General features: G+C 63.8%; 16 protein-coding genes. 13 read left to right on the forward strand and 3 right to left on the reverse strand.

What is annotated here, in order from left to right; all coding sequences use genetic code 11:
• Window positions 1–109: 109 nt before the first annotated feature.
• Both CH286_RS05795 and CH286_RS05800 read right to left on the reverse strand, forming a co-directional pair.
• The gene (locus CH286_RS05795; protein WP_094608731.1) at window positions 110–2473 is read right to left on the reverse strand and encodes a transketolase-like TK C-terminal-containing protein; all 2364 of its coding nucleotides are present in this window, start codon (window positions 2471–2473) and stop codon (window positions 110–112) included.
• Between the two features lie 238 nt (window positions 2474–2711).
• Window positions 2712–3341, reverse strand: a complete 630-nt coding sequence (locus CH286_RS05800; protein ID WP_176458159.1) for a TetR/AcrR family transcriptional regulator — start codon at window positions 3339–3341, stop codon at window positions 2712–2714.
• Window positions 3342–3461: 120 nt separating this feature from the next.
• Between CH286_RS05800 and CH286_RS05805 the strand changes: the two genes are divergently transcribed.
• The 10 genes from CH286_RS05805 (at window position 3462) to CH286_RS05850 (ending at window position 13562) form a co-directional block, all read left to right on the forward strand.
• On the forward strand, window positions 3462–4454 hold the full coding sequence (locus CH286_RS05805; RefSeq protein WP_094608644.1) for an SDR family oxidoreductase: 993 nt from the start codon (window positions 3462–3464) through the stop codon (window positions 4452–4454).
• Window positions 4451–5236: an SDR family NAD(P)-dependent oxidoreductase gene (locus CH286_RS05810; RefSeq protein WP_052057831.1), complete on the forward strand. Its 786-nt coding sequence runs from the start codon at window positions 4451–4453 to the stop codon at window positions 5234–5236. Before CH286_RS05805 ends, CH286_RS05810 begins: the two co-directional genes overlap by 4 nt.
• A 12-nt stretch (window positions 5237–5248) precedes the next feature.
• On the forward strand, window positions 5249–5965 hold the full coding sequence (locus CH286_RS05815) for a TetR family transcriptional regulator (protein WP_094608645.1): 717 nt from the start codon (window positions 5249–5251) through the stop codon (window positions 5963–5965).
• A gap of 131 nt (window positions 5966–6096) precedes the next feature.
• On the forward strand, window positions 6097–6732 hold the full coding sequence (locus CH286_RS05820; RefSeq protein ID WP_094608646.1) for a VOC family protein: 636 nt from the start codon (window positions 6097–6099) through the stop codon (window positions 6730–6732).
• Window positions 6733–6746: 14 nt separating this feature from the next.
• Window positions 6747–7673: a fumarylacetoacetate hydrolase family protein gene (locus CH286_RS05825; protein ID WP_094608647.1), complete on the forward strand. Its 927-nt coding sequence runs from the start codon at window positions 6747–6749 to the stop codon at window positions 7671–7673.
• Window positions 7670–9448 (forward strand): FAD-dependent monooxygenase, encoded by a 1779-nt coding sequence (locus CH286_RS05830; protein ID WP_094608648.1) that lies wholly within the window; start codon window positions 7670–7672, stop codon window positions 9446–9448. Before CH286_RS05825 ends, CH286_RS05830 begins: the two co-directional genes overlap by 4 nt.
• Window positions 9449–9486: 38 nt before the next feature.
• A complete protein-coding gene (locus CH286_RS05835) occupies window positions 9487–10353 on the forward strand; it encodes a hypothetical protein (protein ID WP_094608649.1) in 867 nt (288 codons plus the stop codon).
• Between the two features lie 62 nt (window positions 10354–10415).
• On the forward strand, window positions 10416–11618 hold the full coding sequence (locus CH286_RS05840; RefSeq protein WP_094608650.1) for a lipase family protein: 1203 nt from the start codon (window positions 10416–10418) through the stop codon (window positions 11616–11618).
• Window positions 11612–12475 carry an alpha/beta fold hydrolase gene (locus CH286_RS05845; protein WP_094608651.1) on the forward strand — a complete coding sequence of 288 codons (864 nt, stop codon included), beginning with the start codon at window positions 11612–11614 and terminating at the stop codon, window positions 12473–12475. Before CH286_RS05840 ends, CH286_RS05845 begins: the two co-directional genes overlap by 7 nt.
• Window positions 12465–13562, forward strand: coding sequence for a M20 family metallopeptidase (locus CH286_RS05850; RefSeq protein ID WP_094608652.1), 1098 nt, complete (start codon window positions 12465–12467; stop codon window positions 13560–13562). Before CH286_RS05845 ends, CH286_RS05850 begins: the two co-directional genes overlap by 11 nt.
• On the opposite strand, the gene CH286_RS05855 is transcribed toward CH286_RS05850, so the two are convergent.
• A complete protein-coding gene (locus CH286_RS05855; protein WP_032377610.1) occupies window positions 13523–14548 on the reverse strand; it encodes a LacI family DNA-binding transcriptional regulator in 1026 nt (341 codons plus the stop codon). The genes CH286_RS05850 and CH286_RS05855 overlap by 40 nt on opposite strands.
• A 201-nt stretch (window positions 14549–14749) precedes the next feature.
• On the opposite strand from CH286_RS05855, the gene CH286_RS05860 reads away from it, so the two are divergent.
• The 3 genes from CH286_RS05860 to CH286_RS05870 are packed head-to-tail and all read left to right on the forward strand — an operon-like array spanning window position 14750 to window position 17525.
• A complete protein-coding gene (locus tag CH286_RS05860) occupies window positions 14750–15616 on the forward strand; it encodes a BtpA/SgcQ family protein (RefSeq protein ID WP_230592645.1) in 867 nt (288 codons plus the stop codon).
• 2 nt (window positions 15617–15618) lie between these two features.
• Window positions 15619–16515: a carbohydrate kinase family protein gene (locus CH286_RS05865; RefSeq protein WP_094608653.1), complete on the forward strand. Its 897-nt coding sequence runs from the start codon at window positions 15619–15621 to the stop codon at window positions 16513–16515.
• Window positions 16512–17525 carry a substrate-binding domain-containing protein gene (locus CH286_RS05870; protein ID WP_032405317.1) on the forward strand — a complete coding sequence of 338 codons (1014 nt, stop codon included), beginning with the start codon at window positions 16512–16514 and terminating at the stop codon, window positions 17523–17525. Before CH286_RS05865 ends, CH286_RS05870 begins: the two co-directional genes overlap by 4 nt.
• Window position 17526: the final 1 nt, after the last annotated feature.

Below are 17526 nucleotides of genomic sequence, written 5' to 3' on the forward strand. Positions count from 1 at the left end.
CGGACAAATCACTCTGGGCGAGAACGTCGTCGATTCACCGCACCGGGGAACCACCAGGAGCCGCATATACGCCTTCTGCGAAGCCTGCGGATGGGAGGGGCCGGGTTGATCACTTACCGGTGACATCCAAGGCCGCTCCGACGATCGAATCGGTATCGATGTGATGATGCTTGTACACCTCGTCCAGAGATCCCACCTGACCGAAGTTGCTGACGCCCAACGACGTCGACGCCACGCGGTTCACATTGGCCAGGAACGCCAGTGTGTGCGGATGGCCGTCGAGCACCGTCACCATCGGCGTCGCCCGATCGGCCGGCAGGAGCTGATCGAGGATCCACGATTCGGCGTCGCCATGCCCCTGCCGCGCTTGGACGGCACGATAGAGCTGGCCGGGGCTCGTGATGCACAATACGTCCGCCGGAATTCCTATCTGCTCCAAACGTGCTGCGGCATTCAGGGCTTCGGGCATGAGAGCACCCATCGCCGCGATCGTGACGGAGGCACCGTCGCGTCGAACGAGGGGGTAGCCACCGGCCACCACCTGCTTGCGCCTGCGTTCGCGGGCCGCCGGATCGCTGGGCACGTCGGCCAACGTCTGATCGACCGGCCGGGTCGACAGTCGCAGGTACGCCGACGTGCCGTCAGGGCGGCCCAGCTTGGCGATACTGGCGAGCAATGTCCACTCCACGTCGATAGCAAAGGCGGGTTCGTAGGAGATGCACCCCGGCTGCTCCAGACCGATCGACGGAGTCTTGATCGATTGGTGCGCACCACCTTCCGCGGCCAGGCTCACCCCGGACGGTGTGCCGACGAGGATGGATTGGCCGCCGGCGTAGATGCCGTACGACCACGGTTCGAGGGCACGTTCGACGAACGGGTCGTACATCACCCCGATCGGGAACAACGGCTCACCCCACCGGCTCCACGTCGCGCCCAGTTCGCCCATCAGACCGACCAAATTGGTCTCTGCGATACCGAGTTCCATGTGTTGACCGGCGGGTCCCTCGCGCCAATGCATGATCGTCTCGGCGTCGTCGCCGAACCAATCGTGGCGTTCGGCCGAGGACCAGACACCGACCTTGTTGACCCAGCCACCGAGGTTGGTGGTCGAACTGACATCGGGGCTGACCGTGACGACGCGTCGAGCCGCATCGGGTGCCTCACGCGTGAGGTCGATCAGGGTGCGGCCGAGCGCGGCCTGCGTCGTTGCCGTGCCCTTGGGAGTACGGCCGATGTCGGTGGGAACTGCGGGCGGCCGGCTGATGGAGACCGGCTCGCGGCGCAGACGTTCCGCGACCTCGGTGCACAAACGCCCGGCGGCACCGGCGTCGTCGAAGCGGCCCCAGGGCGAACCGGCATCCGTGCCGAGAGTCTCTGCGAGTGAAGCATATTCATCGATCGTCAACAGAGAGGAATGGTTCTGGGGATGTCCCTGAGTGGGAAGCCCGAAGCCTTTGACGGTGTAGGCGATGATGACCGTGGGACGGGTGTCGTCGATCTGCGCGTAGGCCTCGCGCAGCGCGTCGAGATCGTGGCCACCGAGATTGCGAATCGACTCGGTGAGCATCACGTCGTCGAGGTCGCCGATGAGATCGGTGATCGCCGCGGCATCGGACCCGTTGCCGGGCAGCCGATCTCGCAACTCGGACGCCGAGCAACGCAACAACCGCTGGTACTCGGGATTGGGCATGTCGAGGATGCGTCGACGTAGAGCGTCCCCGCCGGTGCGGGCGAAGAGATTCTCGAGCAACCGCCCGAACCTGACGGTGATGACCTGCCATCCTGCGGCGTCGAACATCTTCTCGAGGCGACGAGCGGCGATGTTCGGCACCACTCGGTCGAGCGACTGACGATTGAGGTCGACGATCCAAACGATCTCGCCCAGCTCACCGATGCCGGGGTCGATGACGGCCTCCCAGACGGCCCCCTCGTCGAGCTCGGCATCTCCGACGAGGGAGTACTGCCGTCCCTGGAACGGACGCGTCACGCTGGACGCTTCGCCGAAGGCCGACTCGACGAAACGACGCGACATCGCACCCCAAATGGGAGCCGTCGCACCGATACCCACCGACCCGGTCGAGTAGTCGACGGTATCGGGATCCTTCGCGCGCGAGGGGTAGGACTGCAGACCGCCGTAGGAACGCAGCGTGGTCAGGTATTTCTCGTCCAACTCACCGAGAAGGTAGTTGATGGCGTGCAGCACCGGCGAGGCGTGCGGCTTGACCGACACCCGATCGCCTGCGCGGAGCTGCTCGAACCACAGCGAGGTCATGATGGTGACCAGCGACGCGCACGAAGCCTGGTGACCGCCCACCTTGAGCCCCGTCGGATTGGGCCGGATTCGGTTGGCGTGGTGGATCATCGATGTCGACAGCCACAGCACCCGCTCGGAAACGTCGTGCAGCGTCTCGCGCCCACCGCCGGCCGAATCCCCGTCGGTCGAATCGCCGGTGGTCGGACTGAGGCTAGTCATGGCGGACACTCCTGAAATAGGCGACGAAAGATTGCATCGAATGAGAGAGACGGGACCGGATGGGGTCCCGTCCTTCCCTGAGGCAAGCGTTCGGATTACGAAGCGCCGAATCAGTCGCGTCGGTGATGCAACCGGCGTCAGTCGATCAGAGCCTGACCGACTGCGCAATAGAGGGCGGTCAGTTTGAGCATTCTGCGCAGTTTCGCAGGTCCGCGGCCACGGTTTCTGGTCGTCCTGATCACCGAGGTGGTTTGCTTCGTCGAGTCGCAGAATCGGTGACCACCTCGAACGCGTCGACGATCAACGCAACCAATTCGTCCAGGTCGACGTCCGGGTTGTCGAAGAAAGCGTCAGCTGTTCGGTCGAGAAATCCGGTCCACCCGGAAATCGCAGCACCGACCAGCGGCGGCAACGGATCCTGGAGCTCGGCCAGGGCTGCAACCTGCCGCTCTCCCTCGGCGCGAGCCTGTCGGAGTGCGCTCTCGACACCGGCCTGGCCGAATTCCTCCTCGCGCACCACCCGCACATAGAGCGCACGGTGATCCCGCAAGAATTCGATGTGTCGTCGGACGAAACCCTCGAGCCGCGTCCGGACGGTCTGCTCCTGGGGCTGCGGGTCCTGCGCATCGGACAACTTGCCGAGGACGTCGGCCAGAGCGGCCTCCACCAGACCCTGCTTGTCGGTGAAGTAGTAGAAGAGCAACCCGTGTGCCACACCGGCTCTGCGCGAGATCGCCGCCGCGCTGATGTCTGCACTGGCACCTTCGGCGATCAACTCGATCGCGGCGTCGATCAGCGCCTGACGTCGATCACGACGTGGGCGAGCGCGGCGTGACTGCTCTGCATCGTCGACGTCATTCGAAGGCACCGTTCGAGAGTAATGCAGATCGAGTCCTGCCTTTCTTCCATCCCTTGCGTTATGTGCAGTTGATATGCAATATTCGCAAATGAGCCGGTGCCAGCCGTGCTCACTCGCCAAGGAGGTCCGATGATCACTGTCACCAGCGCTGCGGGCGGAGTCGGACGACTGCTCGTTCGACAACTGGCCACCCAGAACGTGCCCGTTCGCGCGGTCGTGAAGAACGAGAGCCAGGCCATGACCACTCGCCGAGACGGAGCAACCGAGGTCGTGGTGGGCGATCTACGTTCGCCCACAACGCTCGATACCGCCCTGGCCGGGGCCGACGTGCTCTATCACGCGGCACCGACCCAGGTCATAGACGAAAGACCGATCATCGAACATCTGATCGCATCCGGCCCGGCAAAGGGACTGCAGCACATCGTGTTTCACTCCGTCATCCATCCGAACCTGCATCAGCTGACGCACCATCGTCAGAAAGACATCGCCGAGGGGCTGTTGCGTGACAGCGGAATCCCCACCACAGTGCTCAGGCCGTCGCACTACATGCAGAACTACCTCGAAGTGTGGGAATTTCTGCAGGCCGGAGTCATGCCGTACCCGGTCTCGCCGGACAGCGTCATGGGCGTCGTCGATCTTGCCGACGTCGCCGAGGCCGCGGCGAACGTGCTGATCGAACCGTCACCGCACACCGGTCGCACCTACGACCTGTCGGCGGTCGAACTCACCCGTCACGAGATGGCACAGATCTGGTCACGCGTGTTGGGCCATCCTGTCACCGCCATTCGGATCTCACCGTCGTCCCTGACGAACTCACTGCACGTGCTCCCTTCGCTCGCCTCGGTCGTCGGACATGCTGTGCGATCGACGAAACTGAACTCGATCGGGCACCTCGTTCGCGGTGCACAGGCCGCGTCGAACCCTCGCGACGTGAAGAACTGGCCGGACGACGCACGTGAGGCCTATCGAACGATGATGACCCACTACGACGGGCACGGCCTGCCGGCAGGAGACCTGACCACGCTGCCTGTTCTGCTCGGACACGCACCCACCCCGTACGAGGAGTTCGCGCGACGCTCCAGCGCGGAACTCGGACGCATACCTGCGGACTCCGAACGATGAGCCGCACCGCTTCTCGCTATCGGCCGGGCCGCTCACTTGTGACGGGCGCGAGTTCCGGAATCGGTGCAGAGTTCGCACGAGCGCTGGCCGCCCGTGGGTCCGATCTGGTCCTCGTCGCACGACGAGAAGACCGACTGGCGGAACTGGCAGGCGAACTCGAATCGACCCACGGTGTGCGCTGCCGAACGGTGCCATGGGACCTGTCCGAGGTGGCGAGCGGTCGAAAGTTACGTGAGATGGTCCCCGAGCGCATCGACCTCGTCGTCAACAACGCGGGATTTGCCGTCCAAGGACCGTTCGCCGACGGCCACGCCGACGACTTCGAGCGTCTCGTCGCCGTCGACATCAGAGCCGTGGTGGACATCTGCTCGGCATTCCTTCCCGACATGATTTCCCGCCGAGCCGGCACCATCGTCAATGTCGCCAGCACGACGGCGTTCCAACCTGTTCCGACTCTCGCTGTGTATGCGGCCGCCAAAGCGTTCGTGCTGAGTTTCAGCCAGTCGCTGTGGTACGAATCAACCCAACACGGAGTCAGGGTGTTCGCACTCAACCCCGGTCCCACCCACACCGAATTCTTCGACGTCATCGGCGACGCGGCCACAGCCGCGGGTAATTATCAGACACCCGCCGACGTCGTCGTGACAGCCATGCACGCCCTCGATGCCAAGAGATCTCGCCCACAAGTGATTTCGGGACGCCTCAACACAATCCAAGCAACGGCGGCAGGTATCGTCCCCGCACGAGTCCTACTGCCGGTCCTCGCGCGAATGCTCCACTAGACTGTCACGATCATGGCCAGAGTCTCCCGGTTCACACTCGCCGATCGCCGCGAAGCGGTGGCGCGGGCGTTCGGGGGCTCGGAAAGCCCAACGGCCGTCGCGGAATCGCTGGGCATCCACATCACCACGCTGTATCGCTGGGCAGGGTCCTCGACCACAGACGATCCCGGGCCGGCACCGGCGCGACTCGTCGAGGCCACGCAAGAATTGCTCAGACACGCCGACTACGCGGACATCACGATCGAAACTGTTGCTGCCCGATGCGGTCTCGCATCACGAACAGCATTCCACTACTTCCCGACCAAGCGTGAACTCTTCCAGGCTGCGGTGAACGACGCCGCCACCGTGTTGATCGAACGCATCCACGAGCGATCGACGGACGCCACCTGGCCGGAGACCCCGCTGGAGCACCTGCAAACATTTCTTCGGATCGCCGCGGAGAGCATCTACGACACACCACGCACACACGTGCTGTTCCGCAATCTCGGAGTCCCGAAATCAGAAGGGACAGCCGAGCATTGGCACGACAGCTTCGTTGCCGCCATCACCGAATTGCTTCGCTCCGCCGCCGAAGCAGGACAGATCGACGACGCCACCGACCTGTGCGCCGCAGCCCGACTACTCACCGGGGCTATGCGCGGCATCCACACCGCAGTATTCGACGGAGCTGACAGCGACACCGCGCTGACGCTCGTCGGGCGTGTTCACCTCCTGATCCCACCCGCCTGATCCCACCCTTGTGTTCCCCACACACGGGTGGCGTGTGGCGGGTTGTACTGACTTCCAGTCAAATTATTGACTGACAGTCAAACTGTGCTTAATCTGGATCACAATCCGCGATCACGACGAAAGGTCGATTCATGAGCGCAACGGAAGATGCACCGACGATCACAACGCCACGGATCGCGCCCGACTACATCGCGCACTGGGTCGTCAAATCCGCTCGCACCGACGACATGGTGCGTTGGTACGGAACGGTGTTCGGCGCTGAGATCGCCTACCAGGACGGCGAGATCACGTTCTTGACCTGGGACGACGAGTCGCATCGGCTCGCGATCATCGCCGTGCCCAAGCCGGTGAAGTTCCTGTTCCCCTTCGCCAAGCTGCGGCGCAAGGCCTACGGCATCGACCACATCGCGCTGACCTTCGTCTCGCTCGAACGACTGCTGGAGAACTACGTGCGACTCAAGCGCCAGGGCATACTTCCGGTGTGGTCCATCAACCACGGACCCACGATCTCGCTCTATTACGAGGACCCCGACGGTGTTCGGCTCGAGTTCCAGGTGGAGAACTTCGACGCGGAGAACACCGCGGCCTTCTTCTTCACCGAGGAATTTGCGCGCAACCCCATCGGAGTCAACATCGACCCCGACTACCTCCTCAGCCGGCTACGCAACGGAGCGACCCACGAGGAACTACGGCAGCGCGAAGCAGGAACCAGGCCGGGCCGGCCGGTGGTCGCCAACAAGAAGACCATCACACCGAAGACTCTGTAGGGGGATCGAGAAGTATGTCAGTCAACATCATTCGAACCGAGGACAGCTGGTGGCGTCTCGACGGCGACCAGGCTGTTCGGATCGACACTGCCGCTCGGACAACCCGTGAACTACTGACCGATCGGCCGGCCGTCGACGCCGCGTCGGGGACCGGGACGAACGTCTCCGCGCTCGAGCTGATCTCACCCATCACCGCACCGTGCCGAGTGGTGGCACAGTTGCTCAACTACCGTTCGCACGCGATCGACACCGGAGCGGACCCGAACACCCTGCAGCCGACGTTCTTCCGCAAATCCTCCGCGTCGATCAGTGGGCCGAACGACCCCATCCGGCAACCGCCGGAGGTAGCGCTGCTCGACTACGAGATCGAACTGGGCGTGGTGGTCGGTGCCGACATTCCCATCGGGACGACGGTCACGGACGACAACCTCGCGTCGTACGTTGCGGGGTTCGTCGTCGCCAACGACGTCTCGGCTCGGGAAATACAACTGACGAAAGTACAAGTGTACGAGAGCAAGTCGTATCCCACCTTCACCCCGCTGGGTCCTCGGTTGGTTCTGCTCGACAACGACGAACTGCGTCGACTGCCGGAACTACGAATGACGTTGGCGGTCAACGGCGAGATCCGTCAGGACCAGACCATCGGCGATGATCTCATCACCCCTCCCGCCGAGGCCTTCAGCAGGCTGGCGCGTTTTCAGAACATGACAGCGGGCGACGTCCTGCTCACCGGAACGCCCATCGGTACCGCGATCTCAGCCCCACCCAAGGTAATCCAGAAGATCGGCGAGCTCGTTCCGCCGGCGCTGAAATGGAAGTTCTTCTTCGCGCGCCAGGCCAAGAACCCGAAGTACCTCTCGGTCGACGACGTGGTCACTGCCACCATCCGCACCCCGGACGGATCGATAGATCTGGGGACCCAGGAAACTATCGTCCGATGAGCAGCCAGATCGTCATCATCGGAGCCGGACCGGCCGGCACCACCGCGGCGCTTCTGCTGGCGCGCAGGGGCATTCGCACGGTACTGCTCGAGCGTCGAACGAGCCCGCTGTTCCATCCGGCGGCGCACGTCATCAATGCTCGAACGCTGGAAATCTGGAACGAGTACAGCCCCGAGTTGGCCGAGTCGATAGCAGCGATGTCTCCTCCACACGAACAGGTCAACTTGATCAGCTGGTACGGCGGCCTGGCCGATGGGGCCATCGGGTCGATCGACCTGCTGTCCGATCCCGAACGCACAGCCGTTGTGGAAAGCCAGAGCCCCTACATGGTCTCGCACATCGGCCAGCACATTCTGATGCCCGCGCTGTGGGCCGCAGTCGACGCTGAACCTCTGATCGAATTCCGCCGCGGAGTCACCGTGGAATCGGTCGAATCGAATTCCAGCGACGCGCGCGTCGCCTTCCGAACCGTGACGGGCGACGTCTCCGAGGTGCGTGCGCCGTACGTCCTTGCCTGCGACGGAGCCAACAGCGCCACCCGGGACGCGGCCGGCATCTCGCTGACCGGTCCGATACTCGCCAATATGGGCAGTGCGTTCTTCACGTCGAACACGCTGTTTCCGGACGCTGCGCGTCCGCTGCTGAGTTGGATCTACACACCGGACCTGTGCGGAGTGCTCATCTCTCATGCGGATCACCGCTACATCCTGATGACGGCGTATCTGCACCCCGCGCAGGAGATCGCCAGGAACGGTCGCAGCTTTTGGGAGAAGACACTGCCGAAGGCGTTGGGAACCAAGGACTTCGAACTCGAATCGACCGGAACGTGGGTGATGACCTCACAGACTGCTGACGCCTTCCGCCGCGATCGTCTGCTGTTACTGGGCGATGCCGCCCACCGCTTTCCGCACACCGGCGGCTTCGGGCTCAATTCCGGAGTGCAGGATGCTCACAACCTGGCGTGGAAACTGGACGCCGTGCTCTCCGGCGCGGCAGATTCGGCGCTGCTCGACACCTACGACATCGAGCGCCGGCCAGTGGTGGAGAAATTTGCCGAGCAGAGCGTCGCCAACCATTTCCGCATGGACGACATCGGTAAGCGGGTGGGAATCACCAACGCCATGCTCGCCACAGCAACTCAGGCCATGAGGCGGGCACCACTGAACAAGATCCCGGGCCGACTGATAGCACCCGTCGCGGCGGCGGCAACTCGTCAGCAGATGAGGCGATCACGAAGCCTGCGACCGGACGTGACGGGATCGGCGCAACTGCGCACCGAGATCGCAGCGGCGATTCCCCTGCAGGTGGAGCATTTCGTCTCCACCGGTCTGCAATTCGGGTATCTCTACGACAGCCCACTGATTGCCCAGGACACGTCGCCGAACCCCGTAGAGGACGTCGTCGACTACGTGCCCACCACCTACCCCGGTGCGCGCATGCCGCACGCCATTCTTTGCGTCGACGGTCGAATCGTGTCGCCGCACGAGGTGTTGGACCCAAACATGCTGTCGCTGTTCACCTTCGCAGGCTCGGACTGGGCACCGGTCGTGCAGGAACTCGGTGGCGTACGTCCCGGTATCGCGCTCGTCGGTGTGGACGCACCCGTCGGTGTCGATCGAAACGAGCTGATATCGCTGTACGAGGTGGGCGAGGCTGGAGCAATTCTCGTCCGACCCGACGGCCATGTTGCCTGGCGTACCACCGATTCGGCTGGGAGCTCGGGTGCGAAGCTCGCTGACTTCTTCCAGCGGCAATGGGGTAGTTACTCCACATGACACAGACACGATGCAAAATCGCCGACTAGCGTGAGCCCATGACGTGGAGATGGCTCGTGGGAGCGCTGCTCGTCGCGATCACGGCCGTCACCTGCGGCTCACCGACCTCGCTCGGGCCCGTCCGGCCTGTCGCCGAGGTCGGCTCGGCGGACGCATTCCAATGCCAGGTTCCCCAGCAACTCGACAGACCGACCCCGGCTGTCGATCGGCCGATCCCAGGAACAATTCCAGACGATTTTGTGCCGGTGGCCGCGGTCATGTGCGATGGCGGCGAAACCGTCGAGTCCGATGGGACCGTCGTGTACCGCGAGCTACGCCGAGCGGGAGACCTCTCCACCGCAATACGCCTGCTGAACGAGCCGTCCGAACCCTCACTGACTGTTGACCTGTGTCCGACCTACAGCATCGCTGAGCCCGAGCAGCTTTGGCTCGAAGACGCACAGGGCCGAGCGATGGAACCTTCAGTTCCCGTTGGAGAATGCGGCCTCCCGAAACAAGAAGGGATCGAGGCAATCCGAGCACTCGAATCGGTGGACGTGGTGGAACATCGCGACCCTGTTCTCGAACGGCCCCGGCTCAGTGTGTCGAGCTGCTCCCCTCATTACTCGGACCCAGTCGTGGGTAGTGATCCAGCCGCCGGTCTGACCATCGGCTACACGTACTGCCTGTTCGACGGCACAGTCAACGTCGGCGTCACCGATGAGATCGGGATTTCGATCGAGGACTTGCCACGCGCCGGAACTTGCTCCATCTCAGCAACGCGGACGGCGACGACGACATATGTGGCTGCCTGGCCGTCGAATATCCGAAACTTGACCGTCGAACTCGACGGATGCCACCGGGTCATTCCAGACGGCCACGCCCCACTTCAGGCCTCAGCAGAAATTCTGTCTGAATTTCGGTAGGGGCGGTGATGCGAAACCCCAGGCATCGGCCGAACGAGGCTCCTTTCTGGTAGACACGCGGTGTGCTCTCCTTTTCCCGTTCGATGTCCGCTGCCCTGTGCTGCCTCGCATTGGCCGTGATCGGGGGATGCAGTTCCACACCCGACACCACGCTCGACGAACCGACGACCACCACCGCCCAGGCCCCGCAGTACGACCTGACGGGCGTGCCGGGCACTGTTCTCGAATACGAGGACTTCGGTGAGCGATCCGCCGAACTCTCGAACACAGGCGCAACGCTGTATCGCTTCGTGTACGAGTCGACGTCGGGTGTCGACGGTTCCCCGACGGCGGTATCCGGTGTAGCGGCCGTTCCGGCAGGCACCGCACCCGAGGGCGGCTGGCCGATCGTCGTCTACGGGCACGGCACCACCGGCATACAGGCCGACTGCGGACCCACCCTGTATCCCGATCTGATCGGGTACCAATTCGCAGTGCAGGATTTCACCGCACTCGGGTACGTCACTGTGCTACCCGACTACCAGGGACTGGGCACCGGCGGTGGAACGCACCCGTACCTGGAACCGCGAACCACCGGCAACAACATGATCGACGCGGCCCGCGCAGTCCACAATGCGCTGCCCGAGACGTCCGCACGCTGGGCCGCAGTCGGCCTGTCGCAGGGTGGCCAAGCAGCATGGGCTGCAAACGAACTCGCTGCCTCGTACGGCCAGGGGCTCGACCTCGTCGGATCGGTATCGCTCTCACCACCGACCGACCTGACGCCTCTCGTTCGATCCGGTATGGACGGAACTCTCACCACACCGCAGAAGGAACTGTTGCCGTACTTGCTCTACGGCGCACAGCAAGTGGACCCCGCCATCGATCCTAAGGACTACAGCGGCAGCGTCGCCGAGGCCAACAACGAGCTGCTGCTCACCTGCCAGGGCGGAGACACAGAAGGCAAGGCTCGGGCAGTCCAGGCGATGGCGCCGGACGAGTTCGCCGCCGACTCGGCAGAATCGGAGCAGAAGCTCCTCGACGTCGTCGGACGTTATACATTGCCGCAAGTGAGGAGCGAGGTGCCGATGTTCGTGGCCTACGGTGCAAAGGACGATATCGTGTTACCCCAGTGGACTGCCGAGGGCGTCGAAAGAGCATGTGCCCTAGGCGATTCGATCGTCGCGCAGGAACAGCCCGAGCAAGGCCACGATGTCAGCGACGAAGCGGCCATGCAGTTCCTGGCCGCCGTGTTCGCAGGCCAGTCGGTGCCCAGCACATGCTGACGAGCGGCTCCTCGGTGGAGCGAATCACCGAGTACACCCACGACGGTCTGGTGTTCGACGTCATCGATCAGGGACCGCTGGACGGCCCGGTTGTGTTGCTGCTGCACGGTTTTCCCGAGCGAGCGTCGTCGTGGTCCGCAGTGATGGCGATCCTGAACGATGCCGGTTTCCGGACTGTCGCACCGGATCAGCGCGGATACTCACCGCGCGCCCGGCCGACGCGGCGTCGCGACTATCGTGTCGGAGCGCTGGTGGGCGACGTCGTCGCTCTCATCGACAGGATCGGGACTCCGGTACATCTGGTGGGGCACGACTGGGGAGCGAACATCGCATGGGTCACCACAGGCCGACGACCCGACCTGGTGTTGTCGCTGACGGCATTCTCGGTTCCCCACCCCGGTGCATTCATGACCGGCTTTTTCAACTCGAAGCAAATACTGCACTCCTGGTACTTCGCGTTCTTCCAGTTGCCGATACTGCCCGAGAAATGGATGACGCGGCCTGGCGAGAGAGCCGAAAAGTGGTATAGGGCAAGCGGCATGACCGAAGAGGACCTCGAACGCACGAAGACGGACATCGTCGACTACGGCGCGCTGCCCTTCGCTGTCACCTGGTACCGCGGACTGCCGTTCTCGAGCCCGGGCATCGGTCGACTGCGCATCACCGTGCCGACCTCGATGGTGTGGAGTGACGGCGACACCTTCATCGGCCGTGCTGCCGTCGACACCACCCAGAGGTATGTCGATGCGGCGTACACGCTGACAGTGCTGCCCGGGATCTCGCATTGGATTCCGACGCAGGCCCCCGATGCGGCTGCCGCCGCAGTGATGCGATCGATTGCTTCCCATGGCATTTGACCGCACCACTGCCGCGGGCCTGCTCGCCGAGCTGGTCACACAACGCACCGTGTCCGGAGACCCGGTGCCTCAGCGTTCCTCCATGGATGCCGTCGTCTCCGTACTCTCGGCACGCACGACCGGCATCGCGGTCGAGGGAGATCGCGACGGCCCGCACCCGTGGCTGTTGATCACCAACGATGCGCCTCCAACGGCGGCGCGGCTGATGTTCGCCTGCCACGTCGATACCGTTCCGGCAGGCGATCTCTCGAACTGGCAGTTCGACCCGTTCGCTGCCGATATCGAGAACGGCGTGTTGCGTGGCCGAGGTACGTCCGACATGAAGGCCGGGCTGGTGGCCGCTACGGCCGCTGTGCTCGACGCCTTCGAAAACGGTGTTCCCGCAGCACTGTTGCTCACCAGCGACGAGGAAATCGGATCGCTCGGCGCACTTGCCGCTCGTCACGCCGTGGCCGAATGTTCGGTGGGTGCGGTGGTGGTGCCCGAGGCAACAGGAAATCAGGTACATCTGGGCCATCGCGGTGCCTTGTGGGTCGATGTCACAACCAAAGGTATTGCTGCACATGGCAGTACACCGCAGCGGGGCGAGAGCGCCATCATGAAGCTCGTCGACGTCCTGGCACGGGCTCGCGACGAACTCCCGTTGTCGACGGATGCGTTCCTGGGCGCAGAGACGTTCAACGTCGGGATGATCGACGGTGGATCGGCCCCCAACATCGTTCCCGACACCGCACACGTCGTCGTCGATCATCGAACCGTCGGTGACGGCTCGACACTGCTGTCGTGGTGGCGCGATCAACCCGAGGTCGACCACGTCGAGGCGCGAATCGACCTGCCCGGCGTGAGGACGGCGGGTGGAAACAGCTGGGTCGACGAGCTACCGCACTCCGTTGCGCCAGAACCGGTCACGTACTTCACCGACGCATCCATCATCGCCGCGGCGGCTCCCGGTGCGCCGATCGTGGTGTGGGGACCGGGGACGCCGGCCCTGATGCATGCCGCCGACGAAACCGTCGCACTCGAGGAACTCGATGCCGCCATCACCGCCTACACCGCAGTGACGCGCGCCTGGCCTACCGTCGACTGACGCACCACCAACTCCGGCTGCAGAGCGATGTGCGCAGTACCCGTCTCGTCGCTGTTCATCGCCTGATCCAACAGCCGAGTGGCCTCCGCCGCGATGCGTTCCTGCGGCTGCCGGACGGTCGTCAGAGGCGGATTGCTCAACGCCGAGAACGGAATGTCGTCGAACCCGGTCACCATGACATCAGCGGGAACCGACAAGCCCAGCGCCTGGCAACTCTGCAGAACGCCGAGTGCAATCAGATCGTCTGCACACACCACCGCGTCGGGACGTGAAGACGCTCCGAGCATCGACCGCGAGGACTCACGTCCCCAGTCGATCGAGTAGTCGCCCAACAGCGTCCACTCCTCTCGCGTCTCGATTCCCACTCTCTGCGCGTGACGGAAGAAGCCGGCCCGACGCAGCTCGGTCGACGAGTTGGTCAGCTCGGAACTGATGAAGGCTGCACTCCGAACACCCAGCGCAGCAAGATGATCCATGACCAGCGCCTGCGCAGCATCGTCGTCGACGCCGACCCAGTCGGTGTGGGTGTCGAGCGCGAAGCGGTCGAGTTGAACGACGGGAATGGCGCGGGCCGTGGTGCGCACGGCCTCTGCGGACCGCTCCCCGTGGCACGGGCTGATGATGATGCCGTCGACCTGACGCGAGACCAAGCTGCGCAACCTCTGCGCTTCGACCTCCGGATCGGATCGGGAATCGCACAGAAAGAGTTGCAGACCACGCTGCGACAGCACGTGCTCGACGTTGACGACGAGCGAGGTGAAGAAGGGGTTGGCAATGCTCGGTACCACCATGCCGACCGTGTCCGTTCTGTTGCGGCGCAGCGAACTGGCAATGATGTTGCCCGAATATCCCAGATCCTCGGCCGCCTGCCGGATGGTGGCAGCGATGTCCTCCGAGACCGGACGTGAGCCCGACAGTGCTCGAGACACCGTGGCCGTCGAGACACCTGCGCGCTCGGCAACGTCGCGAATGGTTGCTTTACGCATCCAACTCCTACTCTCACGTGAGGACCCGAGGTTATCGAACCGCGCAGTCGCTTGCGTTGCTGTTTACACAGTAGAGGTAATCGTTTACATAAACGACTCCGGAATTCCTTGACATGGATGGGTGTCGATCCTTTACGGTGCATACATGCGAGGTAATCGATTACATTCCCTCGCCCGACGATCACCCGAGGAGTTCCCTACGTGAGTACGTCCCTGTCGGACCAGCACCCCGAGCAATCGCTGGGAGTCTTCCCGACCAAGCCGTCGGCTCTGGCCGAGATCTTCACCTCGGCACCAGCGCTCATCGGTGCCATTCACCTGCCCGCTCTACCCGGCAGCCCGCATTACAAGGGTCAACCCGTCTCCGAGATCTCGGCATTCGCCCTGGCAGAGGCACACGCGTACATCGACAACGGCTTCGACGGTGTCATCGTCGAGAACCATTGGGACATACCGTTCCTCAAGCCGGGCGAACACGGCTACGAAACCGCGGCCAGCATGGGCGTGGTCACGGCCGCCGTCGTCGGCGACTTCGGCAACCGAGTCGGCGTGAGCATCCTGTCCAATGCCGGCGAATGCGGCGTGGCCGCAGCGTGGGCAGCGGGCGCGAGCTTCGTGCGCGTCAACCAGTGGGCCAACGCCTACATCGCCAACGAAGGATTCATCGAGGGCCAGGCCGCCAAGACCACCCGCTTCCGTCACCGCATCGGTGCCGATCCGGTCAAGATCTTCGCCGACGTGCACGTCAAGCACGGCGCACATGCCATCGTCGCGGACCGCACCATCGCCGAGCAGACCGAGGACGCCGAGTTCTTCGACGCCGACGTCCTCATCGCCACCGGCTCACGAACCGGAGATGCCGCCTCGGTCGACGAGGTCTCGGTGATCAAGAACAACACGATGCTTCCGGTCATCATCGGCTCCGGCATCACCGCCGCCAACGTGGGCGACCTCATGAAGGAATGCGACGGTGCCATCATCGCCTCCTCGGTGAAGGAGAACGCTCGCTGGTGGGGACGCGTCGCAGGCGAGAAGGTTCGCGCCGTGGCCCGCGCGGCAGGGAAATAGCCATGATCGTCTTCTTCGGCTACGCCAACAACGATGTGACGGTGCATGTTCCGCATGTTCCAGTTCTGGGCGAGCGAGTGCAGGCAACGGCCATCGACTCGATCGACGGCGGCATGAACGCGAACGCCGCGGTAGCCGCAGCCCGTATGGGTGCCCGCGTAGCCTTCGCTGGCGCAGTGGGCCCAGACGCCCGATCCACCGAGTTTCTCGCCGGGCTCGAGCACGACGGAGTCGACACCAGCTGGGCACCGCGTGACGCATTCCTCTCCACCGCAGTCGTTCTCATCGCCGACGGAGGCGACCGTTCGATCATCAGCCAGGACGACGCCAACGACGCACACCGACTGACGACCGTCCTCGACGCCCTCTCCATCGATGGCGGACGACTGTTCGTCGACGGCTACCGAGCAGAGATGCTCCCACCCGAACTACCCGACAACGTCAGCCTTGCCATCGACCTCGACGGCTGCGACGATCTCGACGCCGCACTGCGCGCTTTTGCCCTCGCCGATCACGTCATCGTCGGACGCAGTCTGTGGCAGAACAGCTTCGGCATCGATGCCGAACGGTGGTCGATGCTGACTGCCCAGCACGACACCCATCTCGTCGTCACCGACGGCGAACACGGGTGGACATTGGTGACGCCCTCGGGTGAGACGATCACCGAACCCGCAGTATCGGTCGACGTCATCGATGCCGTCGGCGCCGGAGACTGCTTCTGCGGTACGTACATCGCCTTCGTCGACGCAGGCGAACATCCCGCTCGCGCAGCCCGACTCGCAGGAGCGTCGGCAGCTCTCGCCTGCGCGACGGCCGGACCACGCGGATGCCCCAGCATCACCGAACTCAACGAATTCACCGCCACCCTCGCTACTGTCGATCTTCAGGAGATCCGATGATCAAACGCGCACTTCCCCTCGTTCTCGGTGCGGCACTTGCCCTCACCCTCGTATCCTGTGACTCCGCCTCCACCAGCGACACATCGGGCGGCACCGACGCGGCCGCGTCGTCCATTCCGGATCCGTCCCGAGTCGCCGACACGTGCGACGGCAAGAACGGCAGCCTGAAGGTCGGTCTGGTCACGATCAACCTGCAGGCGCTGTTCTTCAACCAGATCAACAACGCCGCCCAGAAGGTGGCCGACGAAGCCGGGGTCGATCTACAGATCATCAGCGGAAACGATGATTCCGTCACGCAGGCCAACGCGTTCGACAACCTCATCGCCTCCGGTGTCGACGCCATCATCGTCGACGCCATCGACACCGACGGCATCAAGCCATCCGTCGCCAAGGCCGCCGCAGCAGGTATCCCGGTGGTCGCCGTCGACGCCACCGTCGACGCCCCGGGAGTCTCCACCCAGGTCGGCACCGCGAACGCCGAGGGTGGCGCTCAGATCGGCAACACCCTCACCGAACTCGCGAACAACACCGGGACCGTCGGCATCGTCGGTGCGCTCAACAGCACCATTCAGCTCGAGCGTCAGAAGGGATTCACCGACACCGTCTCCGCTGCAGGCATGACCGTCGGAACCGTTGTCGACGGTCGCAACATCCAGGAGAACGCGCAGACCGCCGCGGAGAACCTGCTCACCGGCAACCCGGATATGGAGTACGTCTATGCCACCGGTGAACCGGCACTCATCGGGCTGGTTGCCGCAGTGAACAGCCAGAGCGCACAGGACCGCATCAAGGCCGTCGGCTGGGACCTGTCGGATCAGGCAGTGTCGGCACTGCAGGCCGGCTGGCTCGAAGGCGTCGTGCAGCAGAACACCTTCGAGTTCGGTTACGAAGCAATGAATGCCGCCATCGACCTGGGCTGCGGACGCACCGCACCTGCGGACATCCCGGTTCCCACGCAGATCGTCACCCCCGCCAACGTGGGCGACTACATGTACTACCTGGAGAAGTAGC

This window comes from Rhodococcus sp. WWJCD1 (genome assembly GCF_002258735.1).
GTDB lineage: Bacteria > Actinomycetota > Actinomycetes > Mycobacteriales > Mycobacteriaceae > Rhodococcoides.

What these genes read in the sequence shown, in the direction of transcription:
- CH286_RS05865 (WP_094608653.1), top strand. Translation starts at nt 15,619, where the DNA reads ATGATCGTCTTCTTCGGCTACGCCAACAACGATGTGACGGTGCATGTT.
- CH286_RS05855 (WP_032377610.1), bottom strand. Translation starts at nt 14,548, where the DNA reads ATGCGTAAAGCAACCATTCGCGACGTTGCCGAGCGCGCAGGTGTCTCG.
- CH286_RS05815 (WP_094608645.1), top strand. Translation starts at nt 5,249, where the DNA reads ATGGCCAGAGTCTCCCGGTTCACACTCGCCGATCGCCGCGAAGCGGTG.
- CH286_RS05845 (WP_094608651.1), top strand. Translation starts at nt 11,612, where the DNA reads ATGCTGACGAGCGGCTCCTCGGTGGAGCGAATCACCGAGTACACCCAC.
- CH286_RS05870 (WP_032405317.1), top strand. Translation starts at nt 16,512, where the DNA reads ATGATCAAACGCGCACTTCCCCTCGTTCTCGGTGCGGCACTTGCCCTC.
- CH286_RS05795 (WP_094608731.1), bottom strand. Translation starts at nt 2,473, where the DNA reads ATGACTAGCCTCAGTCCGACCACCGGCGATTCGACCGACGGGGATTCG.
- CH286_RS05825 (WP_094608647.1), top strand. Translation starts at nt 6,747, where the DNA reads ATGTCAGTCAACATCATTCGAACCGAGGACAGCTGGTGGCGTCTCGAC.
- CH286_RS05820 (WP_094608646.1), top strand. Translation starts at nt 6,097, where the DNA reads ATGAGCGCAACGGAAGATGCACCGACGATCACAACGCCACGGATCGCG.
- CH286_RS05830 (WP_094608648.1), top strand. Translation starts at nt 7,670, where the DNA reads ATGAGCAGCCAGATCGTCATCATCGGAGCCGGACCGGCCGGCACCACC.
- CH286_RS05805 (WP_094608644.1), top strand. Translation starts at nt 3,462, where the DNA reads ATGATCACTGTCACCAGCGCTGCGGGCGGAGTCGGACGACTGCTCGTT.
- CH286_RS05850 (WP_094608652.1), top strand. Translation starts at nt 12,465, where the DNA reads ATGGCATTTGACCGCACCACTGCCGCGGGCCTGCTCGCCGAGCTGGTC.
- CH286_RS05835 (WP_094608649.1), top strand. Translation starts at nt 9,487, where the DNA reads ATGACGTGGAGATGGCTCGTGGGAGCGCTGCTCGTCGCGATCACGGCC.
- CH286_RS05810 (WP_052057831.1), top strand. Translation starts at nt 4,451, where the DNA reads ATGAGCCGCACCGCTTCTCGCTATCGGCCGGGCCGCTCACTTGTGACG.